The organism is Bacillus sp. ISL-18 (assembly GCF_018613415.1).
In the GTDB taxonomy this organism is placed as follows: Bacteria; Bacillota; Bacilli; order Bacillales; family Cytobacillaceae; genus Neobacillus.
Genome location: NZ_JAGGQG010000019.1, coordinates 29,792 through 53,915 on the forward strand (window position 1 = coordinate 29,792; position 24,124 = coordinate 53,915).

General features: G+C 42.3%; 30 protein-coding genes, 1 pseudogene and 1 riboswitch. Of the genes and pseudogenes, 10 read left to right on the plus strand and 21 right to left on the minus strand.

From position 1 onward, the window contains the following. Positions 1-23: 23 nt before the first annotated feature. Together J7E81_RS23290 and J7E81_RS23295 are read left to right on the plus strand one after the other, a co-directional pair. The gene (locus J7E81_RS23290) at positions 24-1,475 is read left to right on the plus strand and encodes an MFS transporter (protein WP_215045989.1); all 1,452 of its coding nucleotides are present in this window, start codon (positions 24-26) and stop codon (positions 1,473-1,475) included. Positions 1,476-1,554: 79 nt separating this feature from the next. Beyond that, on the plus strand, positions 1,555-2,286 hold the full coding sequence (locus J7E81_RS23295) for a protein-glutamine gamma-glutamyltransferase (protein ID WP_215045991.1): 732 nt from the start codon (positions 1,555-1,557) through the stop codon (positions 2,284-2,286). A gap of 67 nt (positions 2,287-2,353) precedes the next feature. On the opposite strand, the gene J7E81_RS23300 is transcribed toward J7E81_RS23295, so the two are convergent. The 13 genes from J7E81_RS23300 to J7E81_RS23360 all read right to left on the minus strand — a co-directional run bounded on the left by J7E81_RS23300 (position 2,354) and on the right by J7E81_RS23360 (position 12,031). Beyond that, the gene (locus tag J7E81_RS23300; protein ID WP_215045993.1) at positions 2,354-3,361 is read right to left on the minus strand and encodes an ABC transporter substrate-binding protein; all 1,008 of its coding nucleotides are present in this window, start codon (positions 3,359-3,361) and stop codon (positions 2,354-2,356) included. A 19-nt stretch (positions 3,362-3,380) separates the two neighbouring features. Then, positions 3,381-4,151: an ABC transporter permease gene (locus tag J7E81_RS23305; protein WP_215045994.1), complete on the minus strand. Its 771-nt coding sequence runs from the start codon at positions 4,149-4,151 to the stop codon at positions 3,381-3,383. Then, positions 4,141-4,878, minus strand: a complete 738-nt coding sequence (locus J7E81_RS23310) for an ABC transporter ATP-binding protein (protein ID WP_215045996.1) — start codon at positions 4,876-4,878, stop codon at positions 4,141-4,143. The genes J7E81_RS23305 and J7E81_RS23310 overlap by 11 nt, the downstream gene beginning before the upstream one ends. A gap of 7 nt (positions 4,879-4,885) precedes the next feature. Next, complete coding sequence (gene tenA, locus J7E81_RS23315) at positions 4,886-5,557, minus strand: thiaminase II (RefSeq protein WP_215045998.1); 672 nt, start codon at positions 5,555-5,557, stop codon at positions 4,886-4,888. Positions 5,558-5,561: 4 nt separating this feature from the next. Then, on the minus strand, positions 5,562-6,845 hold the full coding sequence (locus J7E81_RS23320; RefSeq protein WP_285292044.1) for an acetylornithine deacetylase: 1,284 nt from the start codon (positions 6,843-6,845) through the stop codon (positions 5,562-5,564). Positions 6,846-6,857: 12 nt separating this feature from the next. Further along, positions 6,858-7,373 carry an energy coupling factor transporter S component ThiW gene (gene thiW, locus J7E81_RS23325; protein WP_215046000.1) on the minus strand — a complete coding sequence of 172 codons (516 nt, stop codon included), beginning with the start codon at positions 7,371-7,373 and terminating at the stop codon, positions 6,858-6,860. Between the two features lie 4 nt (positions 7,374-7,377). Beyond that, on the minus strand, positions 7,378-8,019 hold the full coding sequence (gene thiE, locus J7E81_RS23330; RefSeq protein WP_215046002.1) for a thiamine phosphate synthase: 642 nt from the start codon (positions 8,017-8,019) through the stop codon (positions 7,378-7,380). After that, positions 8,016-8,825, minus strand: coding sequence for a bifunctional hydroxymethylpyrimidine kinase/phosphomethylpyrimidine kinase (gene thiD / locus J7E81_RS23335; RefSeq protein WP_215046004.1), 810 nt, complete (start codon positions 8,823-8,825; stop codon positions 8,016-8,018). Before thiD ends, thiE begins: the two co-directional genes overlap by 4 nt. 14 nt (positions 8,826-8,839) lie before the next feature. Beyond that, on the minus strand, positions 8,840-9,646 hold the full coding sequence (gene thiM / locus J7E81_RS23340; RefSeq protein WP_251028834.1) for a hydroxyethylthiazole kinase: 807 nt from the start codon (positions 9,644-9,646) through the stop codon (positions 8,840-8,842). An 84-nt stretch (positions 9,647-9,730) separates the two neighbouring features. Then, a riboswitch (TPP riboswitch) is annotated at positions 9,731-9,841 on the minus strand. A 71-nt stretch (positions 9,842-9,912) separates the two neighbouring features. Further along, positions 9,913-10,152 carry a glutaredoxin family protein gene (locus J7E81_RS23345; protein ID WP_215046008.1) on the minus strand — a complete coding sequence of 80 codons (240 nt, stop codon included), beginning with the start codon at positions 10,150-10,152 and terminating at the stop codon, positions 9,913-9,915. Beyond that, positions 10,145-10,654 (minus strand): metallophosphoesterase family protein, encoded by a 510-nt coding sequence (locus tag J7E81_RS23350; protein ID WP_215046010.1) that lies wholly within the window; start codon positions 10,652-10,654, stop codon positions 10,145-10,147. The genes J7E81_RS23345 and J7E81_RS23350 overlap by 8 nt, the downstream gene beginning before the upstream one ends. A 222-nt stretch (positions 10,655-10,876) precedes the next feature. Next, positions 10,877-11,266, minus strand: coding sequence for a hypothetical protein (locus J7E81_RS23355; RefSeq protein WP_215046012.1), 390 nt, complete (start codon positions 11,264-11,266; stop codon positions 10,877-10,879). Positions 11,267-11,449: 183 nt separating this feature from the next. Beyond that, positions 11,450-12,031, minus strand: coding sequence for a TerD family protein (locus tag J7E81_RS23360; protein WP_215046014.1), 582 nt, complete (start codon positions 12,029-12,031; stop codon positions 11,450-11,452). A 254-nt stretch (positions 12,032-12,285) separates the two neighbouring features. Between J7E81_RS23360 and J7E81_RS23365 the strand changes: the two genes are divergently transcribed. Further along, the gene (locus J7E81_RS23365; RefSeq protein WP_215046016.1) at positions 12,286-12,660 is read left to right on the plus strand and encodes a nucleotide excision repair endonuclease; all 375 of its coding nucleotides are present in this window, start codon (positions 12,286-12,288) and stop codon (positions 12,658-12,660) included. Positions 12,661-12,709: 49 nt separating this feature from the next. Here the strand turns inward: J7E81_RS23365 and J7E81_RS23370 are convergent, their stop codons facing one another. Continuing rightward, positions 12,710-13,738, minus strand: a complete 1,029-nt coding sequence (locus tag J7E81_RS23370) for an ATP-grasp domain-containing protein (protein WP_215046018.1) — start codon at positions 13,736-13,738, stop codon at positions 12,710-12,712. A 139-nt stretch (positions 13,739-13,877) separates the two neighbouring features. Then, on the minus strand, positions 13,878-14,372 hold the full coding sequence (locus J7E81_RS23375; RefSeq protein WP_215046020.1) for a flavodoxin domain-containing protein: 495 nt from the start codon (positions 14,370-14,372) through the stop codon (positions 13,878-13,880). A 190-nt stretch (positions 14,373-14,562) separates the two neighbouring features. On the opposite strand from J7E81_RS23375, the gene J7E81_RS23380 reads away from it, so the two are divergent. The 3 genes from J7E81_RS23380 (at position 14,563) to J7E81_RS23390 (ending at position 16,649) form a co-directional block, all read left to right on the plus strand. Beyond that, the gene (locus J7E81_RS23380) at positions 14,563-14,892 is read left to right on the plus strand and encodes a hypothetical protein (protein ID WP_215046022.1); all 330 of its coding nucleotides are present in this window, start codon (positions 14,563-14,565) and stop codon (positions 14,890-14,892) included. 222 nt (positions 14,893-15,114) lie between these two features. Continuing rightward, on the plus strand, positions 15,115-16,119 hold the full coding sequence (locus tag J7E81_RS23385) for a metallophosphoesterase family protein (protein WP_215046024.1): 1,005 nt from the start codon (positions 15,115-15,117) through the stop codon (positions 16,117-16,119). 290 nt (positions 16,120-16,409) lie between these two features. Beyond that, positions 16,410-16,649, plus strand: a complete 240-nt coding sequence (locus tag J7E81_RS23390; protein WP_215046026.1) for a hypothetical protein — start codon at positions 16,410-16,412, stop codon at positions 16,647-16,649. 23 nt (positions 16,650-16,672) lie between these two features. On the opposite strand, the gene J7E81_RS23395 is transcribed toward J7E81_RS23390, so the two are convergent. Further along, positions 16,673-17,587, minus strand: coding sequence for an alpha/beta hydrolase (locus J7E81_RS23395; protein ID WP_215046028.1), 915 nt, complete (start codon positions 17,585-17,587; stop codon positions 16,673-16,675). A 165-nt stretch (positions 17,588-17,752) separates the two neighbouring features. On the opposite strand from J7E81_RS23395, the pseudogene J7E81_RS23400 reads away from it, so the two are divergent. The 3 genes and pseudogenes from J7E81_RS23400 to J7E81_RS23410 all read left to right on the plus strand — a co-directional run bounded on the left by J7E81_RS23400 (position 17,753) and on the right by J7E81_RS23410 (position 20,915). Beyond that, positions 17,753-19,075 (plus strand): annotated as a pseudogene (locus tag J7E81_RS23400) (alkaline phosphatase family protein). Continuing rightward, positions 19,072-20,346 (plus strand): MFS transporter, encoded by a 1,275-nt coding sequence (locus tag J7E81_RS23405; protein ID WP_215046030.1) that lies wholly within the window; start codon positions 19,072-19,074, stop codon positions 20,344-20,346. Before J7E81_RS23400 ends, J7E81_RS23405 begins: the two are co-directional and overlap by 4 nt. A 164-nt stretch (positions 20,347-20,510) precedes the next feature. Further along, the gene (locus J7E81_RS23410) at positions 20,511-20,915 is read left to right on the plus strand and encodes a VOC family protein (RefSeq protein ID WP_215046032.1); all 405 of its coding nucleotides are present in this window, start codon (positions 20,511-20,513) and stop codon (positions 20,913-20,915) included. A gap of 78 nt (positions 20,916-20,993) precedes the next feature. Here J7E81_RS23410 and copZ read toward each other — a convergent pair whose 3' ends face one another. The 4 genes from copZ to J7E81_RS23430 form a co-directional block, all read right to left on the minus strand. Beyond that, positions 20,994-21,200: a copper chaperone CopZ gene (copZ, locus tag J7E81_RS23415; protein ID WP_215046033.1), complete on the minus strand. Its 207-nt coding sequence runs from the start codon at positions 21,198-21,200 to the stop codon at positions 20,994-20,996. 11 nt (positions 21,201-21,211) lie between these two features. After that, positions 21,212-21,559, minus strand: coding sequence for a metal-sensitive transcriptional regulator (locus J7E81_RS23420; protein WP_215046035.1), 348 nt, complete (start codon positions 21,557-21,559; stop codon positions 21,212-21,214). Positions 21,560-21,709: 150 nt separating this feature from the next. Further along, positions 21,710-22,177, minus strand: a complete 468-nt coding sequence (locus J7E81_RS23425) for a CBS domain-containing protein (protein WP_251028835.1) — start codon at positions 22,175-22,177, stop codon at positions 21,710-21,712. A 147-nt stretch (positions 22,178-22,324) separates the two neighbouring features. Next, on the minus strand, positions 22,325-22,975 hold the full coding sequence (locus J7E81_RS23430) for a TetR/AcrR family transcriptional regulator (protein WP_215046037.1): 651 nt from the start codon (positions 22,973-22,975) through the stop codon (positions 22,325-22,327). 246 nt (positions 22,976-23,221) lie between these two features. Here J7E81_RS23430 and J7E81_RS23435 point away from each other — a divergent pair, with 246 nt between their 5' ends. Beyond that, the gene (locus tag J7E81_RS23435) at positions 23,222-23,383 is read left to right on the plus strand and encodes a hypothetical protein (protein WP_215046039.1); all 162 of its coding nucleotides are present in this window, start codon (positions 23,222-23,224) and stop codon (positions 23,381-23,383) included. A 49-nt stretch (positions 23,384-23,432) separates the two neighbouring features. Here J7E81_RS23435 and J7E81_RS23440 read toward each other — a convergent pair whose 3' ends face one another. Beyond that, complete coding sequence (locus tag J7E81_RS23440; protein ID WP_215046041.1) at positions 23,433-24,014, minus strand: DNA-3-methyladenine glycosylase I; 582 nt, start codon at positions 24,012-24,014, stop codon at positions 23,433-23,435. Positions 24,015-24,124: the final 110 nt, after the last annotated feature.

Sequence of the window (24,124 nt, forward strand, 5' to 3'; positions counted from 1 at the left end):
ATTAAATGATGAGGTGAGTTCCCGTGAATCCCAAAGTTAAAACGTACCAAGAGGATGAACGAATTCAACGGAAGAGATGGATTATTTTAGTGATCCTCAATCTTTTTGTATTTATGTCCACACTCGACAGCAGCATCGTCAATATTGCCCTGCCTGTCATTTCTAAAACAATGAATTTGCCAATTGCAAAAATACAATGGGTGGTTTCCATCTATTTAATTGCGATTTGTGCGTTTATCTTGTTATTTGGAAAGTTGGGTGATCAATATGGAAAAATAAGAATCTTTAAAACGGGGATGATCATTTTTTTAGTCGGCTCGCTTTTATGCGGATTTAGCACCACATTGCCATTCCTGCTCCTATTTCGGATAATTCAGGCAGTCGGGGCTTCTATGACCATGGCAAACAGCCAAGGGATTGTAACAGAAATTTTTCCGCCAACCGAACGCGGCAAGGCACTCGGCCTGATTGGCACCTTTGTTTCGTTAGGAAGTATTGCCGGACCCAGCCTGGGAGGCTTACTTGTTTCAGCATTTGGGTGGGAATATATCTTTTGGGTGAATATCCCAATCGGGCTGCTTGCTATTTCATTTGGATGGAGAATATTGCCCGCCGACCTTACCTTTGTAAAAGCAAAGCTGGATGTGCTCGGCAGCATTTTATTTTCCGTCTTTATTATCTCGCTGTTTTCAGGTCTTCTGCTGGGACAGCAGTTCGGCTATCAGGATATCCGGATTCTTGGGGCTCTTATTCTAGCTGTAGTTACCTTTATCTTCTTTTTATGGACTGAGTCCCGTACTGAGCAGCCGATGTTACAATTTTCTTTATTCAAAAATGCCTCATTTTCGTTGAGCATTTTGTGTGGCTGTCTCGTTTTTGTGTCGACCTTTTGCTTTAATATTATCTCGCCTTTTTATACACAAAACATCCTGCACTTGCCGCCGCTCAGTGCTGGATTACTATTAATGCTGTTTCCGATTACCATGTCAATTGTGGCCCCATTAAGCGGAGCATTATCAGATAAAATTGGTTCGGAACTGTTAACGTTTATCGGACTGGTCATTATGGTGATTGCCCAAGTTGGTCTTTCTACCTTACACGCAAGCAGTTCAATTCTATTCGTTGGTTCCCTGGTTGCAATATTAGGTTTAGGAAATGGGCTTTTTCAGTCTCCAAACAATTCGTTAGTGATGTCTTCCGTTCCACGGTCACAGCTTGGAATTGCCGGGAGTATTAATTCCTTAATCCGGAATATTGGCATGGTGGTCGGCATCGCGGTTGCTACCACCACTTTGTTCAGCGTGATGAGTGCAAAAGCAGGGTACCGGATAACAGGGTTGATCCCGAACCAGCCCGATATTTTTATCGACGGAATGCACATCGTCCTGATGGGCTCAGCCAGCATCTGCTTCGTTGCTGCATTGTTAACAGGAATGCGTTTGTTTAAAGCCAAAGTTGCCGTGAGACAACAGTAAATTTTATCAACTGACAAATATATTTTAAAAAGATTCATATTTTAGAAGGTGAGATGATTTTTGATATCGGGAGGTTCCTATGATTAGAATCAATCATCAGGTTGTTGAGCCGGGAGACCTTAAGGGCATTACCAAACCAGAAGAAAAAAATATCATTAAACTAATGGCGGGTTATCATTCTATCTACGATTATCAAACCATCCATCAATTAGAATTTGAACTGTTTTTTCGTACCAACACTTTGAAAGCTGCACAAGAACTTAACAAAAGCGGGATAAAGTTTACGACTTTCACGTACGCCTTTTGTAATAAAACGTATTGGGATCGATTAGGGAATGGGGGGTTCTTGTTAAAGCCGAATGTTAGCCCTTCAACAGCGATCTTAGACATCCTCAAAAACGGGCAGCTCTATGCGACTGAATGCTCTACCGCCATTGCAATCGTTTTATATCTTGCTACGCTGCATTCGATCGGACGGGAGCGATTTGATTTGTTATTTGCACGGCTATACTTAATGGATTGGCAATTCGATGAGGATCTTCCGATTTTTCAGCTGTATTCGGACGATTTTCTCCCCGGTGATGTCTTACATTTTAACAATCCCGATTTTGATCCGAAACAGCCTCATTGGCGCGCCGAAAATGTTGTCTATTTTGGTGATGACAAGTACTATGGACACGGCGTCGGCATGCAAAATGCCAGCACCATTATCAACTTCCTAAACAAAAAAAGAAAACCGAATCCAACGTATTCAGCTTACCTCATGAATATGATTACACGTCCATATTATCGATCATTTTCATACGGATAATAGTGAAATTGGTGACAGGCACCACCCGTGGACATTGTCCACGGGCGGTGCCTGTCACCTTGATCTGTTAAAAGTTGATAAATGCGTCTTTCGCTTTTACATTGGATTTGATTACTTTGTTTTCTTTTAACCAGTCGGCGACTTGGTTCCATGTATGCGGATCTTGGTAGCCGAATGATTTGTCTTTTGCGTCCATGAGCGGCAAGAGAATTTGTAAACTCTTCGTTTCAATGTCCTTCTCTAGTGGTGATGATTGATCTTCATGCTTTAGCAGCACCGATAAGCCCTCTGCGGGATGGTCCTGAACATATTTTTGTCCCTTCCCAATTGCAGTCATAAACTTCTTAAATACTTCCGGTTTTGCTTTTAGTTCCTTTTCACTTCCGACCAATACTAATTCATAGTAATCAGGAACGCCATAGTCAGCAGGATTCAAGGTCCGCATTGGATGCCCTTCTTTATCCAGCAATAACTTTTCATGGTTGATATAGCCGCCAATGAGGGCATTGGTTTTCTTCGTTGCCATTGCCGGAATCAAGTCCCAGCCCACATCGACCATTTTTACCTGCGAAGCATCTCCCCCGTCAGCCTTAACCATGGATTGTACAATCGCCTCGTCAAGTGGAATCGATGGATAGCCGATTGTTTTCCCTGCTAAATCCTTAGGTGATTTGATTGAACTATCAGCTGGCACCATTAATTGATTGAGCGGATGACGGACAATGGCACCAAACGATTGAACGGGAATCTCTTCCCCGCGCGCCACCAATACCTGCGGCTGGTAGCTGAGTGCCATGTCGATTTGGCCGGCAGCCACAAGCTTCAACGGATCATTGGTATCGGCTGGCATTTCAATCTTAACATCCAAGCCCTGCTCTTTAAAATAGCCCTTTTCCTGTGCTGCATAAAGAAACGAGTGGACCGCGTTTGGGTACCAATCTAACATTAAGGTCACTTTTTCAAGCTTTTTGTCACCGCCTGATGTTTTCTCGGAGGGTGAGGTTTGATTGCTTTTTCCGCAAGCACTTAATAGCAGTAAAAATAAACTTAGCAAAATGATTGCACTTTTCTTCATTTGTTTTTATCTTCCTCTCTTAGATGCGAACTTTATTTTTCAAAACTTGCTTTTCTAGTAAACTTATCAATAAAAACAAGACAATTCCTAGTAATGATAACAGGAAAATCGCCGCAAACACAGCGTCTGCCTGTAAGCTGCCCGACATACGCCGGCTGAAGTACCCGAGGCCCTCACTGGCACCGAGCCATTCGCCAATCGTCGCCCCAACCACACAATATACTACCGACATTTTTAAACCTGATAAAAACGCAGGCAAGGCCATTGGCACCTGTATCTTTTTAAAAATGGTCCAGCGGCTCGCCCCCATCGTTAACAATAATTCACGATATTCGTTCTCGCCTGATTTCAGGCCATCATACGTGCTAACCACAATTGGAAAGAACGCCGTTAAAATCGTGACAGCAATCTTGCTCCAGATCGAATAGCCAAACCACATGATAAAAATCGGCGAAATCGCAATCAACGGAATCGTTTGTGAAATAACCAAGAACGGATAAAGGACCTTCTCTAATGGACGAAAAAAGTGCATGCCGACCCCAAGTAAGGTGCCGCAGCTCACCGAAATGGCAAAGCCTATGAGAACTTCATTTAGGGTTGCAGGCAGATGTTCTGCAAACAGGAGCTCACGGTTGTCGATTAATGAGTTCCAGACCGCGGATGGAGCCGGCAAAATAAAGGCTGGAATAATCCCGCGTTTGACGACCATTTCCCATATACTGACAAGAAGAATGACAACGAAGATAAATAATCCATAATCACTCGTCCATTTTTTTACACTAGTTTTCATGTTGAATCAGCCACTCCAGTTCTTTTCTCATCCTAATAAAATCAGTTTGGTAGATTAGTTCGGAACTTCTTGGTCTCGTTAAGTTCACTTTCCATTCTTCAATCCCGTCCTGTTGGAGGATATAAATTCGATCGCTCAGCAATAAAGCTTCCTCTAGATCATGGGTGATAAAAAGGACCGTTTTTTGCAATTCGCCCCACAGCCCCAGTAACCAGCTGTGCATATTCCGTTTCGTCATAGAATCCAGGGCACCAAACGGTTCGTCTAACAATAGCAAGTCTTTCCCTGTCATAAGCGTTCTTAAAAACGCAGCCCGCTGCCGCATTCCGCCTGACAGCTCATTGGGGTAAGAATTTTCATAGTCAGCCAGGCCAAAGCGAACGAGCCACTCGCGCACTTCTAGTAATTTGCTTTTCTTCTTTTCCTTTGTTACCTCGAGCGGCAGTAGAACGTTATCTAAAACCGTTCTCCACGGCAAAAGCAGGTCCTTTTGCGGCATATAGCCAACACTTCCTAATCTCTTGCCGGACCCGTGACTCCTGTTAATCAGGATTTCTCCCTGATCTGGTTCAAGTAACCCGGTAACCAGCTTAAAAAGGGTACTTTTCCCCGAACCACTTGCCCCGATTATTGAAACAAATTCTCCTGTTTGTACCTCAAGTGATATCTGTTTAAAAATCGGTTTTGAACCGTCAAAGGTGTAGGAAAGTTCCTTTATTTTTAACATCGTTGTACTAGACAGGCCATTCGCCCCCCTGATAGACCATATCCCAAAACATATATTCAAACCGGGAAGTGGTTAAGAAATGTTCTTCTAAGATGACTAACTCCCTTTCCGGTTTTCCTCTAGTCAATTGGTCTAATAAATCGATCAGCCACTCCGCTAGACGGCCAAATTCATCAGAAGAGTACATTTTAACCCACTCACCATACTGATAGTGACCGCTAGCACCTTGATATTCTTTTGCTAACATCTTGCCGATCTCCCAATAGCTCCACATACATGGCAATAATGCTGAGATTAATTCCTCAAGAGAACCATTTTGCGCCACGTTTAACATGTATCGAGTGTAGGCTAAATTGATCGGGGCAGGTTTCGTCTCTTCTAGCTGCTGATGGGTAATCCCAAACTTTTCAGCATATTGGCGGTGCAAGTCCATCTCTCCGTGCAATGTCTCATCAAGGAGCTTGGCGAAAGCTGCCATAGTTTCCAAATCTCTTGCTTTAACTGCTCCAAAAGCAAACAGCTTGGAATAATCAATTAAAAATACATAGTCTTGCTTCATGTAACGAATAAAGGATTCAACCGGAAGGTCGCCGTTCCCCATTCCAACCACAAAGGGATGCTGGTGGGTTTTCTCCCAAATCCCCTTTACTTTTTCAAAAAGCCGCTGAGAAAATTTCATGCGGTTACTCCTCCTTCTTGCTGTTACACCACTCAGCGATAAAAACAGCTAATACTTTCGTAAAATCCAGCAGCTGCTGGATTTCCAGCTTTTCATTCACGGCATGCGCATCCTCTAACTTTCCAGGTCCAAAGATGGCAGTCGGAATTCCGGCACGCCCGAGCCAGCCTGCATCGGTTACAGTTGTGGACATTCCGACCATCGGTTGTTGGTGTACCATTTTTTCAAAAGAGCTGGTTAAAAGTTTTGTACCTGGGTGCTCTATGTCTAATTCTAATGAAGGAAATATTTCACCGCGGTCAACGATCATCGATTTTCCTCCCCAAACAAACTCGGGAGGATTGTCTCTAAGCCAGGGATCAGCGGCTGCAACTGCCAAAATATGCTGTTCTATTTCTTGGATTACATCTTCGTAATCTTCATTTGGATAAAAATGTACCGTAACCCATAATGAACAGCGATCGGCTACAAATGCTGCATGCCGGCCTCCCTCAATCACCGCAGGATTTATGGTATTCGTACCAGGCGGGAAACCTTCATAGCTTTTGGTTACAGCCCAATGGCGTTCAAGATCTTGAAGGCCCGCGATAACCTTCATCATTTTCTCAATCGCACTGCCTCCTTTCACACCGCCGCCGGCATGAATCATTTTCCGGCGGATTCCATCATGATAGGTATCTTTGCTTTGAATGGTGATCCAGCCGGTAATGACGCCGCCTTGCCCTTGAATATGTAAGTCACTGGTATCGACCACAACGGCATAGTCTGCACTATACCCCCGCTCGACACATGCTTGGGTCCCTGCTTCACCGACTTCTTCGCCAATGACCGATTGGAATTGAAGGTCGCCTTGTAATGAGACACCCAGTTCCTTTAATAGTTTTATGGCAAAGAGTGATGCGGCAATTCCGCCTTTCATATCGGCTACGCCCCGGCCAACTATATAGCCATCCTTTTGATAAGCTTCAAATGGGGAGGAGCTCCATTCTTTTGTGTCGCCAACCTCGGCCACATCGACATGACCATTTACAATTAAGCTATTAAACTGGTTCGGAGAGGCACCCGGCAAAATTCCGACTACATTTGGGTCCCCGGGGTACACATCCCACTTATCTGTCGTAAATCCTAACGTTTCTAAATATCCTTTAATAAATTCTTGAACACTATCGGTATTACGGGCAGGTGGGCTGACTGTCGGAAAGGAAACAAGCTCTGTCAACAGATCAAGTAATTCCCCTTTTCTCGCCTCGATTTCACCCGTGATTTTTGCCATCAATTCCTCGTTCAATTTCCACACACCCTAGTTTTTTATAGCTGGAGATTTATTTTCATTCATTACTAATACTTTCTTTCTTAAAAATACGACTAAGACCACAAATCCAAGCAGTGCACCTGCAAATGAGCTGAAGATAAATAACGGAATAAATCCAAAAAGTGTTGCTTTTTGTCCCAGGATTAACGTGGCAATCGGATACGATAAAAGCGCACCAAGAATCCCTGTTCCGATTACTTCACCAGCAAAGGCAAGGTACATCTTTTTTGTTTTTAAAAATAACAGGGACGCCAGGAATGCTCCGACCATACTGCCAGGAAAGGCAAAAATAGAACCTGTTCCCATTAAATTGCGGATCAATGAGACCAAAAAGGCCTGGGCAACGGCATAATAGGGCCCTAGTAAGACAGCAGACAAGACGTTTAAAAAATGCTGCATGGGAAATACCTTTGTAAACCCGATTGGTATGGCTACGAGATTACTAGTAATCGTACCGATCGCGACCATCATCGCCGTTAGTGTCAGCTTATACGTTTTATTCATGTTATCAGCCCTCCACACTATTTTTTAATGACTTTGCTGCTTCGAGTGGTGAATCTGCATGACTGATGGCCGTTATAACCGACACGCCATCTGCTCCGGCCTTTACGACTGCCGATGCATTTTCACTAGTAATCCCGCCTATTCCAACCATTGGAATAGTATAGTTTTGTTGTCGGAGAATTTCGATTAACTCTGTTCCTCTGACCGGCTTGGCGTCATCCTTTGAGTTAGTAGGGTAGATGGGGCCAATTCCAAAATAATCAGCACCATCGTTGAGTGCTATCTCGGCTTCTTCCAGGCTATGGACAGAAACGCCAAGGATTTTACTGTCGCCAATTCTCGTGCGTACCACCTTTACTGGCTCATCTTCTTGCCCGATATGTACACCGTCTGCATCCAGCTCGATTGCCAGCTCAATGTCATCATTCACGATGAAGGGGATTTCATGTTCTTTGCAGATCCTTTGTAACCGTCTAGCCAGTTCGTATTTTTCTGCCCCAGTTAATGCATCCTTCCCTTTTTCACGAAATTGAAAAATGGTAACGCCGCCAGCGATTGCTTCTGTTAAAACCTCGACCGGCTCTTTGAGGCAGTTAGGGCTGCCCATGATAAAATAAACCTTTAAAGCATCTCTTAGGTTTTTCATCGATTTTCCAGCTCCCTTCTTTTCCGAAACGCCCCATGGTTGGTCGGCCCATGCCCATGACCGATATCAATGCCGTCCTCAATGGCCGCCTGGATAAACGCCTTCGCTGTTAACACAGCATCATAAACAGATGCCCCTTTGGCCAGTTCCGCCGTTAACGCTGCTGAAAAAGTGCACCCGGTTCCATGTGTGTTTTTCGTTAGAATCCGTTTATTGGTGAAAGTATAAAATTCATAACCATCATAAAGTAAGTCGGTGGATGCTGACTCATCTTCATCATGACCGCCTTTAATCACAACTGCTTGAACTCCTAATTCGGACAACTTCATGGCAGCTTCCTTCTTATCATCTGCACTTCTAATATTCATCCCCGTTAGAACCTCTGCCTCCGGTATATTCGGGGTAACCACTTTGGCGAGCGGCAATAAATAAGTTTTCATGGCAAATATCGCTTCCTGCTGCAGTAAAGACGCACCGCCTTTGGCAATCATCACAGGGTCAACCACAAGGTTCTCCCATCTATATTTCCGTACTTGCTCAGAAACAGCTTCGATAATATCCGAGCTAAACAGCATCCCTGTTTTCACAGCATTCGTGCCGATATCTTCGCCAATCGCCTGAATCTGTTGGACTACCGCTTCTGGCGTCATCGGATAAACTCCATGAACTCCAAGCGTATTTTGCGCAGTCACAGCGGTGATTGCCGACATGCCAAAAACAGCTAATTCTTGAAATGTCTTTAAATCCGCTTGAATTCCTGCTCCGCCGCCGCTGTCTGAACCTGCGATTGTTAATGCTCTTTTCATCTTACAAACCTCCCCTAACATTTTCTAATCGAAACATTTGAAATAATATCATCTTCGGAAACTAGTGCTAATTGATTCAAAAATTCAATTTGGAAACTTCCAGGTCCCGCTTCCGCTGTCTTCTTTGCCGCATTTTCTGCAGCAATCCCGTAATAGGCTAAAGCTGCCGCAGCTGCACGGAGAACATCCTTTTCCACTCCCGTAAAGGCACCAATGACTGAGGTTAATAAACAGCCCGTGCCCGTAACTTTCGTTAAAATGGGATGGCCGCCGGAAACAACATATGTGGTTTCACCGTCGGAAACGATATCCTCTTTTCCGGTGATCACCACGACACTGCCCGTTGTTTGCGCAGCCTTGATCGCAAGCTCGACTGTGTTTCCATTTCCTGCTCCTGCATCAACACCTTTAATTTCCCATTTTTCGCCTATTACATTCGCAATTTCAGCGGCATTACCGCGCACCACTGAAATCTTGACGTTCTTCATTATTTTGTGGGCAGTTTCCGTTCGGTATGGAGTTGCCCCTGCCCCCACCGGGTCGAAAATAACTGGAACCCCGTGCTCGTTTGCCGCTTTGCCAGCAATAATCATGCTCGTAACGTTCTCGGCATTTAACGTGCCAATATTCAACACGAGTGCACTGGCAATCTTAGCCATATCAGCAACCTCTTCCTTGGCATAGGCCATGACTGGCGACGCACCCAAGGCAAGCAGACCGTTCGCTGTAAAATTTGTCACAACCACATTGGTGATATTATGTACAAGCGGGCTAACCTCTCTTACTCTATTTACTGTTTCAACCACAAAGTTTTTTTCCAACATACTCTCCCCTTTTCTTTTTTAAACATAGAAAAACCAGCTCCATAAAATGGACCCGGTTAGTTTTGAATGCGAAACAAAAACTATCTCACTCGACTACTTTCCTACGCTGGTATTACCCAGATCAGGTCCAAAGGGTTAAAAACTAAATTGTTTTCTCTCAGCCTGATACACAGGGCACCCCTAGTAGATCTTCTACTTTTCATTTACTCACTCATATTAACGCTAATATTCTCCTATGTAAAGAAATTGTTTCTCAACAAAGACTAACTCTTCGCTAATTCGATGATTTCTTTTAACTCATTGGTAAATCCCTTGACGGCTCGTTCATTGAGCACTGTGACTGGAACGCCAAGAAAGCCGTATTTTTCCACTTCTTTTTGAAAAGCAGGATTTTTCGAAATGTCCCTTGCCTCAAAAGGAATTCCTTCTTCCGTTAGGACCCGTTTGACCATCGTACATTCAATACAATCGTTGGTCGTATAGACGATCACTGTTTTACTCATTTGTTTCTCCTTTATTTGAAAAAAAGATATGCTCTGCTTCTATCGTATCACCAATCTGAAAAATCCCAAAGGAAAACAGCTTCTGACGCCGTTTATCTGTAGGGGAGCCGGGGTTAAAAAGAAGTATCCCATTTTCAACTTTTTTCACAGGAATATGAGAATGGCCAAAAATAATACAATCGACTTCATCCTCAGCAAATGCTTGGATGGCCCGCTTTTCGGTCGTTTTCCCCTTGCCGTGACCATGGGTAATCCCGATCTTAAATCCGCCCAACTCTAAGATTCTTTTTTCGGGGAAATGTTCCTTGGTGGTATCATCGTCGACATTGCCGAAGACCCCTTCGACTTTGGCATAGGTTTGAAGCTCATGAAACACATCGATTGTTTGCCAATCACCCGCATGAATAATTAAATCCGTATCAGTTAATTCCGCCGTTAATTTGGCGGGAAGTCCTTTGGCGCGTTTAGGCAGATGGGTATCGGAAATAATGACAACCTTCATCGTTTATCCCCCGTTCAACATGTAGTTTAGTCTATCTATTATATAACAACAGGTCCATTATGTTGAATTCTAGAGATTGATGCATTTTATTCCTCGGGAAAGCGCAGAAACAGACATTTCTCGCATAAGAATGTCGAAAGGGGGCTGTTATAGTATACAATGCCAAATGCAAATAAAATGGGCAAAATTCGGCCTTAGTATTTATCGTTTGCTCTTTTAGACTTAACGCTCCGGTCTGGTGAAGAGGATACCAAAACCCATTCCAATAATAACGGCAAGAACATGGACTGTCCCTGTTGAAATCGAAAGGAATTTGATGATACTTCCATAGCTTTCACTCGTTATTTTCAATAATAGTCCCTGAAAGATCGGCTTATATAGAAGAAAATAAGAGATTAGCACTAATAAAAGGGAAGACCAATTTCTCCGTAGCAGATACTTCGCTAAAACAAAATATAGAATGGCTAATAAAATCGCCAATCCAAATACAAAGTTATTTATGTACCGGAGAGCGCGGTCTGGCTGGTCAAGGAAAGCTAAAACAACCAAGTAAATAATCCACGATAAGGCTACTATTATGGCAATAAGTTGTGTCTTAAGTAAATACTTCATCTTACAGTCACCTCAACAAGCTGATTCATTAACTTTCTTACCATACCACATTCCAGAAAGAAATGACCAATAACTCATGGTGCCTGTCACCATTTCCACTATATAAGGCTTATTGGACGTAAAAAAGGACAAGAAGGAATGTTCTTCTTCTTGTCCTTTTGTTTGATCCTATTTTACTTTTCGTTAGCCGACGTTAAGGCCAAAATCGGTTGCGATCCGTGCAAGGCCGCCTTGGTAGCCGGAACCGACTGCTGAGAATTTCCATTCCCCGTTGTGGCGGTATAATTCGCCTACGATAATTGCCGTTTCGATAGAGAAATCCTCTCCTAAATCATAACGAATAATCTCTTGATTCGTTTCTTCATTAACCACACGGCAAAAAGCATTCGCTACCTGTCCAAAATTTTGTCCTCTTGCTTCCGCATCATGAATCGTAATAACAAACGAAATGCGTTCCACTTGAGCCGGAACAGCCGCTAAATCTACTTTCACCTGCTCATCGTCGCCGTCTCCTGCGCCGGTACGATTATCGCCTGTATGTACAACTGAGCCATTTCCGCCTTCAAGCTGATTATAGAATACAAAATCCTTTTCAGAAGAACACTTACCATTAGCATTTAAAAGGAAGATACTAGCATCCAAATCGAAATCGTTTCCGCCATCATAACGGTTGGTGTCCCAGCCTAACCCCACAATAACCTTCGATAAACCAGGATTCGTCTTAGTTAAATCGACCTTTTGACCTTTAGATAATGAAATTGCCATACTAACACCCTTTCCAATTGTATTCTATAGGATGATCGGATCTTTTTAAAAGTTCCAATACCTTCCTTTATTCTACAAAAATTAATTTAGTTTTACTACTTTAAACACATTTACCATTACAACAAATTCTTCGGTTTTAAATTGATAAAAATGGTTAAATTAAGAAAGTCCAACCTAAATTGGCAGGATATGCTATAATGGACTCTTGGCTAAACATTTAGCCGTTTATATTTAAGCAGGGAGCGAATCATTTTATGATAAAAATTGAAATACCAAATCCAGATGTCGTTGTTACAAAAAGCAGACAACTCGGCGAAAAAGTCGAAGCCCCTTTAAGCAGTGTTTACGGTTTCACTGATTATAATAAAATCCCGCGGGACAAGGGTGGCATCATCCTCTTTTTTGATGCCAATGATGACTTGCTTTTTGTAGGAAAAGCTAGAAAGCTGCGGCCTCGGATCAAACGCCATTTTGAGGATACTGTTTCCCCAATCAAGAATCATCGCGATGAAGTATATAAGATAGCCGTATTAGTGGTCGAAGAACCAATGGATCGTGAAATCTACGAAACCTATATCATTAATACCCTTCATGCTAAATACAATATTGAAAAAGTTTTCTATAAATAAAAAAGAAGAGCAGGTTATTCCTTTCTAATGGAAAAACCTGCTCTTTCTGTTAACTTATATCACCGTACTTTAAAATCATTTCTTTTTCAATATGACTTGCTCTGATACCAAATCGAGGCTTGACTGGGCCGACTTCCTCCCCTAGTAAAACCTTAATTGCCATATAGGGAATATTGATTCCGGAAAGACAGCTGAAATGAAGTCCGCCGCTCATCCGTGGATTGATTTCCAGCAGCTTTGGCACCCCTTTACTGTATTTCACCTGAATATTAAAGACAAATGGTAATCGGTACTCTTGGTGAAACCGGTGAGCTATATCAATAAGATCGACACTTTCTACCAGTTCCCGTACACGCCCATCCCCTTTCATCCGTGGGATAGCCGCATACAACCTGTCTTGTGAGGCTAAGCAATCAATACTATATTCCCTGCCATCTAAATATTCCAGCAACATTAAGTCAGGAAATGTCTCTTGCTGCCTTAAAACCTCACAGGCATGATCGTAGGAGATTCGATAGCCGCCCCCGCTATGGAAAAGATGATGGATGGACTCCCGTTCTTCCTTAATGACCCGAAAGCCCATTGCCCCTTCCCCAATTACTGGTTTAAAGCAAACCGTGTGCCCCTTTTCCTTAAGCGATGTATAAGCCAACTTAAAATCAGCTACGTTATTCACGACTTCATAGTCTGGGATCGAAAAAATCGGTACCCCGTTTGTTAAGGTTTGATAAGCGGCAGCCTTGTTATCCATCGTTTCCATTAGGGCTGCATCCGGACAAACGAGGACCTTTACCCCTAACTCCGCAAATTCAGATAATCGCTTCGAAATGAGCACATTTTCTTTGCGGGGAATAAAAATATCGATTCCGTGCGTTTGGCAAAAATCAAGACAGAACTCTATATACTCATCCCCGGAAACATCCGGTTCGACAAAAGCTTTATCACAGTTTTGTAAATATAGGGCATCTTTATTAGGGCTTGTTCCATAAATCGTAAATTTCCGATGATCCTCGTTGTCGCGAATCATATCCATATAATGCGAAACAGTCGTAAACCATCGATTAAACCAAATTTTCATAGTGAACCTCTCTTACATTAAAATTGACTTTTCCATTATGGACAAAGAGGTTAGTTTTTATAATCCTTTTTTTCAAAAAAAAAGCGCTCCCGCAAATGGCAAGAACGTTTAGCCCCGTTTTCCCTATAAAGCCGACACCCTAAACCTTCATTTTTAAATCATTAAACCTTGAAGCGAATTCCATGATGGCGTCCATGTCTAACTTTGACTGATCAACTGTAATCCCATCCACCTTTTTTACGACTTGTCTCTCAAAAAAATTCATTTCCGAAACGAGAAATTCACCGCCAAACAAACCTAACGCCACCGAATTCTTCCGTAAGTCCTGCGGATAGGCATTGTTAAATTGCTCAATAGCCAATTCACCCTCTCGCATGCAAACGAGAAATAGACCAAGTTCCTTTTCCAATAGGTCATTGTGATGGGTCAGAATAAATTTTTTGATTCGCCGTTGAATCATACCAGCATGAATGGAACCGCCTATGATAACGGTATCATAATCATTTAAGTCAATAAGGGTTTTATCCCTTTTTAAATCGACCGATACCACTTCACCTGCAAGGTGTTCGCTTAATATTCCAACCACTTTTTCTGTAGTCCCATGGGACGAGCAATAAGCAATTAAACTTTTCATGCGATTATCCCTCCTTCTTAGTAAAGAAAACAGCCGCGATGACACTCTGTAACCAAGATGCGAATAAACTAATTTCATTATAATTCCTTTTTAACCAAACGCCTGCAAAAAAATTGGCAATATTCTTACAAACTATAACCACAGTGAAATAATTAGAAATGGTGCCTGTCACCATTGGAGGTGATTAAGGTTGGGCTTGATTGAGTTTCCGTTTGTTTTGGCTGGACCGATTGTGCGGCGGGTGGAGCGTGGGCAGGTTTTTATTTGGATGGCAACGAGCAGGCGGACGGAGATTGAGGCTGCTCTTTATGAGGTTGAGACAATTAGTAATAGTAACCCCAATTCATTCGAGTATCATCCGATGGAGACAAAAACTGAAACCACTTCGATAAGTGCGGGAAAACAGCTTTACATCCATTTAATTAACGTTACCCCCACACATGGCTGCTTTCCGACAGAAACCCTTATTGGCTATAACCTCCACTTTGTCCGTGCCAGCGGCACCCGAACGGACGATTAACAAAGTCTTCACTACCTATCCCCTGATCACCAACACTCTATTTTATACGGAAATCTGAAATACCCTGCCTTTCTCATAAGAAGCGGAGACAGCCAAAGTCATATCTTCTATGGTTCTTGCCGCAAGCTGCATGGTGATGGTCAGGATACACTCGCTCTCGCTGATCACATTTTAGAAAAAGACTATGAAAATACCTCCTCCCGTCCTGATGCCCTTTTCCTTATGGGCGATCAAATCTATGCCGATAACGTTGCCGACCCGCTTATTTTAGCGATTTCAACCATCAGCCGGGAACTAATCGGTCATAAAGAACCGCTAAGTAATCTGGATGCCCGCCTGGGTCAGCTTCCCTACTTTACTGCTCTTACCCAAATGAATGGGAGACAATTTATAATGGAACGTATCGCTCAATTTACAAGCTCCCAGGCGCAAAATCATTTAATGGAGCTCGGTGAATTTGCAGCGATGTACCTTTTGTCTTGGAACCCCGAGCTTTGGGCCGCCCTGCAGAAACAGCAATTACTTCCCTCTTTTGAGGAAGCCGAAGAACAACAGTTGATCCATTTTTCGTTTCCAAACACCGACCTTTATCAGAAGGAACACAAACTCGAACGGCAAAAACTGAAGGACGGCTACCTAGAGCAGCAAGAAGCACTGATTTACTTCCAAGAGTCGCTAACTCGTGTCAGAAAATTGCTGGCAAATATTCCTACCTATATGATTTTTGATGACCATGATATTACCGATGATTGGAATCTATCGGCCGAATGGAAAATGACGGTCAACCATGCCCCGCTTGGGAAACATGTAGCGGCAAACGGCCTTTGTGCCTATTGGCTTTTCCAAGGCTGGGGAAATGAGCCAGACGCCTTTAATCTTGATTTTATAACCACTATGACAACCTATCTCAAACGACTTCGCAAAGGGGTCACCCATCGTAAATCTTACGAAAATTGGCTGGAGTTGCTTTGTGAATTCACTTCTTGGCATTACATTGCCCCCACCCACCCAAAAGCCGTCTTTCTTGACACGCGGACGATGAGGGAATATGATACGGCCCCAAAACCGCTTAAATTTGGTCAAATCATCAAAGAAAGCGAAGGCTGCCAGAAGCTGGTAAACGAAACGGGATGGTCGCTCATTACCGCCAAACTCGAAAACAGCAGCTGGAAAAAGGAAAGCCCATTAATCGTTGTTTCGGCCACACCCGTTTATGGCATGGCCTGATCGAATCCTTTTTACATGACTATGTCTATCCTGTTCAAGTGCTCGGTGTAAAGGTGTAAACCTCGTTTGATTTTGAAGCATGGAAATACAATGGAAAGGGATTTACATAATTTCTGAGGCATACCTCCAATTGGGCCCCCCTGCAGCTCATCATTTTATCAGGAGATGTTCACTACGGTTCAGCTGTTAAAGCAACTGTCACTTTTGCCAATAAAAAAACACTCCCGATCTATCAATTCACAAGCAGCCCTTTTAAAAATATGAGCTTCATCGGGGTCTGGGGCCTATTAATGAAAATAGTCATCGCCATCAATGCCTACAGCCGGAAAAGAAACGAAATTTACCGAACATGTACCCCTGATTACACCATCACCCACACCAATCCTGCGGCAGACATCACACCATACCTATGGAAGGATCACCTCCGTTATCAATTCATTGACAAAGGCTCCATTATTGCAACCTCCAATAATCTCGGCCTGGTATCCATCAAAGGCGAACAAATCGAAAACTCTCTCTTTAAAAAATAACGTGAAGGCCGTCACTTTGGCCTTCACGTTTTCATGATTCGTCTAATAAATTGACCGATTTCCCTGGTGGCTCTTTTCGCTTCAGGCAAGAAGTCACCACTAATCTGCCAAACATGCCACATACCATCCCAAACCTTTAACGATACATTTACACCTGCAGCCTTTGCTTTAGCGGCAAGCGATAAGGCATCACTTTGGAGAATTTCATGCGTCCCTGATTGAATCAACATTGGCGGCAGTCCGGTTAGGTCTGCAAACACAGGTGAAATCAGCGGATGGTCGAGAGATTCCGATCCCGCATACATTCGGGATGCTTCCTTTACAGCCCTTACACTTAAATAGGGATCCACATCGCCATTTTTCTGATAACTCTCTCCACTGCTTGTTAAATCTACCCATGGCGACAGACAAACAATCCCAGCCGGAAGCGGCTCATTTTGATCCCTTAAGACGAGTGCAGTAGCTAGACACAAGCCGCCGCCTGCCGAATCGCCTGCGAAAATAATGTCCTTGCCAGCATATCCTTGCTTCAACAACCAGTGGTATACGTTGACCGCATCTTCAATTGCCGCCGGAAAAGGATGTTCAGGTGCCAGACGGTACTCAGGAAACAGCACTTTCACACCAGCTGCTGCTCCAATCCGTGCAGCAAGCGGCCGATGCGTGTTCGCTGAGCAAAGGGCATAACCACCACCGTGAAGATAAAGAATTACTTTATCCGGCAGGGCAGGCCCCGTCGTCAACCACTCTGCATACAACCCTTCGATATGCAAAGGAATGACTTCACAATTTTTCGGAAGTTTGCCCATCTTACTTGCAGCGGTATCGAGCATTTGCCGCTGTTCCTCTATACCCCTTTGCGATACCCCTTTTTTGGCAGCCCGTTTTACCGAGAGCTTAATTGCTTTTTCAAAAAAATAACTTTGTAAACTTGGCATGATTCCAATCCACCTTTATACCCATAATTACTAATTTTATTATACTAAAAAAGAATATCGATGCGGTAATCATTTCGCAATTTCACCTAATATTCCAAACTCTTGTAAATATTCTGTAACAATTGGTCCTGTCTATAGTACAATTAGGCTAACAGGAGGTGTTCAATGAACCGGCTTACCGATCATTTAATCCTTATTTCCTTTGACTGTCTTTCAGCTTTAGACCTTCCCATCTTGCACGAGCTGCCTCACTTTCAAACCATCTTAACAATAGGCGCACTAGTAGAACAGGTTGAATCGATTTACCCTTCCGTCACCTATCCCTGTCATGCAACAATTGTTACCGGAAACTACCCGAACCGGCACGGTGTTATCAATAATACCCTTCTGCAGCCTGGTAAAACCTCCCCAGATTGGAACTGGTAACGGAAATGTATCAAGGGAACAACCCTTTATGACGAAGTAAAAAAAGCCAATATGACCACGGCCGCCTTTCTATGGCCCGTCACAGCAAAAGCGGACATCGACTACAACATGCCGGTAATCTTTGCCAATCGCCTATGGCAGAATCAAATCCTTGTTTCTTTACTCAACGGGACACCCCAATTTCAATGGGAGATGAACAAACGCTATGGTTACATCCGTAAAGGTCTTCATCAGCCGGAGTTAGATGATTTTGTGCTAGAGGCAGCTGTGGATACGATTAAAACAAAAAAACCTAACCTATTAATGGTCCACTTTACCGATTTAGATACCCAGCGCCATGAACATGGATTTTCATCAAAAGAAGCGATTCAATCCCTTCATCGGCATAATTACCGGCTTGGGAGATTACTAGAAGCTTTAAAAGAAGCCAACATCTTTGAACAATCCACGATTATCGCTTTAGGGGATCACAGCGCACTAGACGAGCAGAAGGCGATTAACCTCAATGTCCTTTTCCATCAACAAAACTTAATCACCAGCAACGCAACTGGCAAACTAATAAATTGGAAGGCCTATTGTAAAAGTTGTGATGGATCCGCATATATTTATCTAAACACTCCTGAAGATCAGTCAACCTTTCAAACGGTTCACCATCTCCTTGAATTGTTAGTGGAGGAACCAGACTTCGGAATAGAAAAATTCATGACAGGAGAGGAAGCTGCCGCAAGAGGTGCAGATGGCAAATGTGCGTTTATGATTGAAGCTAGACCTGGATTTTATTTTCTAGAAGATTACAGCGGGGAATTTATCAAATCGATTACGAAAGAGGATACAAAGACCAATAAGAAATATACGATGGCGTGCCATGGCTATTCACCCGAAAAAGAAAATTATGGAACCATTTTAATGGCGGCCGGGAAAGGAATTCAACAGGTCACCCTGCCTGCAATCCGTCTCATTGATGAAGGACCAACATTCGCAAGGCTTCTGGGTGTCAGCCTGGGCCATACTGATGGAAACGTAATTGAAGAGTTGTTAACTTTAAAGGGGAAAATAACATGAGTCGAATGTCAAAGCAAGAAAAGAGCTGGGTATTCTATGATTGGGCAAACTCTGCCTATTCCATCCTGATAACAACTGCCATTTTTCCATTATATTTCAAGGCAGCGGCCAAAGAAGCAGGACTTGCAGCGTCAACATCCACGGCTTACTGGGGCTATGCCAATTCGATTGCAACCCTGTTAATCTCACTTTGTGCTCCTATTTTAGGAAGCATTGCCGATTTCAAAGGCTTCAAAAAACGTTTCTTCACCTTTTTCTTTGCGCTCGGGATTATTTTCACCCTCTTACTCGCAGTTGTACCAAGCAGCCAATGGCTGACTCTCTTAATCTGTTATATGGTGACGGTCATCGGTTTTGGCGGAACCAACATTTTCTATGATGCCTTCCTTGTCGATGTAACGACCGAAGAACGAATGAATCAAGTTTCCTCTAAGGGCTATGCCATGGGGTATATCGGCAGTACCATCCCGTTTATATTGGGAATCGCACTAATCCTATTATCGCAGCAAGGGATCCTTCCAATCTCCGTGACAGTTGCTAGTCAAGCAGCATTTGCCATCACTGCTTTGTGGTGGGGATTGTTTACGATTCCCATGCTAAAAAACGTCAAGCAGGTTTATTATAAGGAACGCGTCGCAAATCCTATAAGAAATGGGTTTCGCCAGTTATTTTTAACCTTTAAAAAAATAAGATTATATCGGCCGCTCTTTTTATTCCTATTCGCCTATTTTTTCTACATTGATGGCGTCAATACCATTATTACAATGTCTACAGCCTATGGATCTGATTTGGGAATCACCTCAACCAATCTCTTAATCATCTTATTTGCCACTCAAGTGGTTGCGGCTCCCTTTGCTTATTTTTATGGGAAGCTTGCCGATCGTTATAAGGGAAAGACGATGCTGTTAGTGGGGATTTTTGTATATGTGATTATTTGTATCTATGCCTATTTTTTAAAAACTACCTTGGATTTCTGGATTCTCGCCATGCTGGTCGCTTCCTCACAGGGAGGTATTCAAGCATTAAGCCGTTCCTATTTTGCTAAGCTGGTCCCGAAAGAAAGTGCCAACGAATTCTTTGGATTCTATAGTATTTTTTATAAGTTTGCTGCCATCTTAGGTCCCTTTTTAGTCGGATTCACGGCCCAACTAACCGGAAACACCAATAGCGGTGTTTTCAGCTTGATTGTATTGTTTATCATCGGCGGCTTGATTTTGATCAGGGTACCCGAAAAAGACACGATTATAGAACCTAATACCCTTTCACAATAAATTAGAGTTACACAAAAACAGTGCTCTTTCACATGTGAACGAGCACTGTTTTTTTATTTATATTGATTACAGAACTAGCGTTCGGTTATAATGATACTATAACAACCTTGCTGCTAAAAGGATATACCTAATTACAAACAGCAAGGAAAAAAGGAGAATTTTATATGATTGCACCGTATTTAATGTTTAACAGACAATGTGATGAGGCTTTTAAAATGTATCAAAAAGCCTTTGATGGCGAAATGGTTTCAATCCAAAAATATGGTGACATGCCGCCAAATCCTGCCTTCCCTGTAGCGGAAAGCGATAAAGACCTTGTTTTACATGCCCAATTGAAATTAACAGAATCAGGATTTATTTATGGTTCGGACGGAAATAGGGATCTTGGAAATGGTGCAAAAGTGTCAATTAGTGTAGAGCTTGATTCCGAGGAACGTGCACACCAAGCATGGGAAGTTCTCAAAGATGGCGGCTCTGTTTATATGGATCTGCAGCCAACCTTCTTTTCTAAATTGCATGGTTCTGTACAGGACAAATATGGGGTAACTTGGATGTTTACCGTTAACTAGGAAAGCACAAGCGCCTAGGACAAATTTTCAAAGTTAATGAAAAATTAGCACCCAGGGCTTAAACCTGGGTGCACTCTCTTATTTTACATCGTAACCTTGGTCATCAATGGTTTCTTTAATTTTTTCAAGTGAAACGAGTTTCCCATCAAACTCTACAGCCACTAAGCCTTCTGCTAGGTCAACTGCCACCTTTTTTACACCCTGCAGTTCACCGACACTGCCTTCGACCGCTTTCACACAATGTCCACAAGACATTCCACTCACCTTTAAGGTAACTTGTTCCATTATTAGCGCCCTCACTTTTTCATTAATTTTTGTATGGTCACAAGGACCTCATCGAGGACCTCCATATCGCCCTCTTGGATTCTCTCGACGACACAGCTTTTCATATGCCCTTCAAGCAATAGTTTTGCCACACTATTTAACGCTGATTGCGTGGCAGCGATCTGGTTAATCACATCATCACAATAGGTATCTTTTTCAATGAGGCCTTTAATCCCGCGGATCTGCCCTTCAATTCGATTCAGCCTAGTAACTAAATTACTTTTCACCTTATCTGGATGATGACTCCGTCGATGGCTTCCCTCATGTTCGCAGCATGTTTCGATCGTAGACTCCTGCTCAAGTTCTTTTTCATGAGACATTTAAACGCCTCCTTTTTGGTCTAATTATATCATACCACCGTACCGTATCGCGACGAGGATATTTGTCCTATACCCGCTTCCCACCAATCAACAAAAAAAGAAAAGATAGGCTTAATTTATTTCATCCAAGCCTATCTTTGAACAGTACACTTATTTGCCTTCTACAATTCTTTGTTGAATATTGCGAATGACATCACCGCGGCTGATGACACCTACGACACGATTCGCACCATTTACGACAGGCAATTTTTTAAAATGATGCTTCGACAAGATGTCAACCACTTTTTCCATATCATCTTCAGGCTGAACTGACATAATCCCATTTGTTTTCGCAAACTTAATAATCTCCCGATTGATAATCTCACTTAAATGAACTTGTTTATCCTCTACGGCTATATAAGTAATAAAACTGAAATAATCATGAATCCGCCGGTCTATGGGCTTAATAGCACGGATAATATCGCCATCTGTTACGATGCCGCATAAGGTACCATCTTTATTTGTAATTGGAACCCCGCCGATTTTCTTTTCTACAAATACAGACATGACATCTTTAACTGTATTTTCTGGTCGAACTGTAATTACGTCTCTCACCATAAAATCTCTAACTTTCATCATGGTCACCGCTTTCTTGGGATCATCTCAAAAATAAATTATGTTTTTTCCTTTATTTTTTGTGCTATTGTCAGGTTAACTTGAATATAATAAATTCCATCTTTCAAGATAGTATTTTCAAATTTTTAAGGATTCATGAAAACTTATTATTTATTCGGCTCCTCGATCATTTGTGGAAAGCTGCTCTAAAACTCTAGGTGGGAAAACCATTCGGCAAATCAGCTTCGCAATATCTTGATAAGCAGACGGTTTCTCAGACTGGCTTATTTTATCAAGTCCGTTCTCGACCATGATCATAATCGCCCAAGAAAGGGTGTCTACATCCAAATCATCCCAAATTAACCTTTTTTCTCCCGCTTTTTTTAATCCATTAGAAATCCTAGCATGAATTCTTTTTCTAGCATTGTCCAGAACAGCTGCGAGCTCTGAATCCTTTGATAACAGCTCTGGCAGAACATGACGAAGTCCGGACTCATGGATTCGGTCATAATGATTTTCTAAAGAAGACGCCAGTGCTGCCACTGGGTCGCTTGAAAGCCAGCTTATTTCCGGTGGAAGAAAGGTCTCAATCTTGTCCTCAAGCAGCGACATCAACAGCTGCCGTTTATCGGTAAAATATCGATAGAAGGTTCCGGTTGCAACCCCTGCATGCGCGGCAATTTCTTTTGCCGTAGTCTGCTCATAACCCTTTTCTTGAAACAAGGCATAGCCACTTTCGATTAACGCATTTCTTTTAGCTTGAGCCCGTTCCTGTTTTGGTAAAAATGGAAATTCGCCTACCAGCTTTTCATCATCTGACATGTTCTCACCTCGATATTATCATACCACTTTTCGCAAATTTGAACCATAGTTCATGTTTAAATTGACAGAAATAGCGAAATATGTGATACTTGAACTACAGTTCAGGTTATCCATGTTGATCATTAATTATTTTTGAGAAAAGTTATTTTGCGGAGCAGGAATTTAAGTCTTCTATGCGAATAATTTAAAGTATCTAATTTTATTTTTAAAAAAACATCTTAAAATAATTGGAAGGTGTTGGTTCATTTGGCAAACCAATCTGAATCTAAAAAACTATCTGTTAATTCCACTATTTCATTAAAAGGAATAGTCAAAGCCATTTTCAACGATACCGTTCATGTTCAAATTGGCGGAAAAATCATTCCAATTCCCGCTTCTGATTTTATGATGGAAAAACCAACAAAATAATAACCTTTAAGAAGACCCGTCACATTTGTGATGGGCCTTCTTTTTTCTATTAATTCTCTGAGTTCAAGCGCTGGTAACACTTACATGTTGTAACATGGTCATTCACCATCCCCACTGCTTGCATGAAAGCATAACAGATGGTTGAACCCACAAATTTAAAGCCCCGCTTCTTTAAATCTTTACTTAAGTGGTCGCTTATTTCCGTTGTTGCCGGAACCTCGCTTATTTCCTTGAAATGATTTTGGATTGGCTTTTCGTCTACAAAGGACCAGATATAGGCCTGAAAAGACCCAAATTCATCGACGACCTTAAAGAAAGCTTTTGCATTCGTAATAACTGCATTTATTTTCAGTTTGTTTCTAACAATTCCTTCATTTTGTAATAATTCAGCCACTTTATTTTCATCATAGTGGATAATCTTTTTGGGATCAAAATAATCAAAGGCTTGACGATAGTTGTTCCGTTTTTTTAAAATCGTATACCAGCTTAATCCTGCTTGAGCTCCTTCAAGATTTAAATATTCAAACAGCAGGCGGTCATCATATACGGGTACTCCCCATTCGTGGTCATGATAGTCTATATAGAGTGGGTCCTGATTAACCCAGCTGCATCTTATTTCTTTATCATTCATTGCATGTACTCCTAAATAAATTTCATTGTAAACGGTCCTATAAGTATGACATACTTCCCCCCAAAAAGGTATGCTTACATACAAAAAGCCGGACACCTAAGAGCAGGTTT

What these genes read in the sequence shown, in the direction of transcription:
- J7E81_RS23295 (WP_215045991.1), top strand. Translation starts at nt 1,555, where the DNA reads ATGATTAGAATCAATCATCAGGTTGTTGAGCCGGGAGACCTTAAGGGC.
- J7E81_RS23300 (WP_215045993.1), bottom strand. Translation starts at nt 3,361, where the DNA reads ATGAAGAAAAGTGCAATCATTTTGCTAAGTTTATTTTTACTGCTATTA.
- J7E81_RS23305 (WP_215045994.1), bottom strand. Translation starts at nt 4,151, where the DNA reads ATGAAAACTAGTGTAAAAAAATGGACGAGTGATTATGGATTATTTATC.
- J7E81_RS23310 (WP_215045996.1), bottom strand. Translation starts at nt 4,878, where the DNA reads ATGTTAAAAATAAAGGAACTTTCCTACACCTTTGACGGTTCAAAACCG.
- tenA (WP_215045998.1), bottom strand. Translation starts at nt 5,557, where the DNA reads ATGAAATTTTCTCAGCGGCTTTTTGAAAAAGTAAAGGGGATTTGGGAG.
- thiW (WP_215046000.1), bottom strand. Translation starts at nt 7,373, where the DNA reads ATGAATAAAACGTATAAGCTGACACTAACGGCGATGATGGTCGCGATC.
- thiE (WP_215046002.1), bottom strand. Translation starts at nt 8,019, where the DNA reads ATGAAAAACCTAAGAGATGCTTTAAAGGTTTATTTTATCATGGGCAGC.
- thiD (WP_215046004.1), bottom strand. Translation starts at nt 8,825, where the DNA reads ATGAAAAGAGCATTAACAATCGCAGGTTCAGACAGCGGCGGCGGAGCA.
- J7E81_RS23345 (WP_215046008.1), bottom strand. Translation starts at nt 10,152, where the DNA reads ATGAGTAAAACAGTGATCGTCTATACGACCAACGATTGTATTGAATGT.
- J7E81_RS23350 (WP_215046010.1), bottom strand. Translation starts at nt 10,654, where the DNA reads ATGAAGGTTGTCATTATTTCCGATACCCATCTGCCTAAACGCGCCAAA.
- J7E81_RS23355 (WP_215046012.1), bottom strand. Translation starts at nt 11,266, where the DNA reads ATGAAGTATTTACTTAAGACACAACTTATTGCCATAATAGTAGCCTTA.
- J7E81_RS23360 (WP_215046014.1), bottom strand. Translation starts at nt 12,031, where the DNA reads ATGGCAATTTCATTATCTAAAGGTCAAAAGGTCGATTTAACTAAGACG.
- J7E81_RS23365 (WP_215046016.1), top strand. Translation starts at nt 12,286, where the DNA reads ATGATAAAAATTGAAATACCAAATCCAGATGTCGTTGTTACAAAAAGC.
- J7E81_RS23370 (WP_215046018.1), bottom strand. Translation starts at nt 13,738, where the DNA reads ATGAAAATTTGGTTTAATCGATGGTTTACGACTGTTTCGCATTATATG.
- J7E81_RS23375 (WP_215046020.1), bottom strand. Translation starts at nt 14,372, where the DNA reads ATGAAAAGTTTAATTGCTTATTGCTCGTCCCATGGGACTACAGAAAAA.
- J7E81_RS23385 (WP_215046024.1), top strand. Translation starts at nt 15,115, where the DNA reads ATGGGCGATCAAATCTATGCCGATAACGTTGCCGACCCGCTTATTTTA.
- J7E81_RS23390 (WP_215046026.1), top strand. Translation starts at nt 16,410, where the DNA reads ATGAAAATAGTCATCGCCATCAATGCCTACAGCCGGAAAAGAAACGAA.
- J7E81_RS23395 (WP_215046028.1), bottom strand. Translation starts at nt 17,587, where the DNA reads ATGCCAAGTTTACAAAGTTATTTTTTTGAAAAAGCAATTAAGCTCTCG.
- J7E81_RS23405 (WP_215046030.1), top strand. Translation starts at nt 19,072, where the DNA reads ATGAGTCGAATGTCAAAGCAAGAAAAGAGCTGGGTATTCTATGATTGG.
- J7E81_RS23410 (WP_215046032.1), top strand. Translation starts at nt 20,511, where the DNA reads ATGATTGCACCGTATTTAATGTTTAACAGACAATGTGATGAGGCTTTT.
- copZ (WP_215046033.1), bottom strand. Translation starts at nt 21,200, where the DNA reads ATGGAACAAGTTACCTTAAAGGTGAGTGGAATGTCTTGTGGACATTGT.
- J7E81_RS23420 (WP_215046035.1), bottom strand. Translation starts at nt 21,559, where the DNA reads ATGTCTCATGAAAAAGAACTTGAGCAGGAGTCTACGATCGAAACATGC.
- J7E81_RS23425 (WP_251028835.1), bottom strand. Translation starts at nt 22,177, where the DNA reads ATGATGAAAGTTAGAGATTTTATGGTGAGAGACGTAATTACAGTTCGA.
- J7E81_RS23430 (WP_215046037.1), bottom strand. Translation starts at nt 22,975, where the DNA reads ATGTCAGATGATGAAAAGCTGGTAGGCGAATTTCCATTTTTACCAAAA.
- J7E81_RS23440 (WP_215046041.1), bottom strand. Translation starts at nt 24,014, where the DNA reads ATGAATGATAAAGAAATAAGATGCAGCTGGGTTAATCAGGACCCACTC.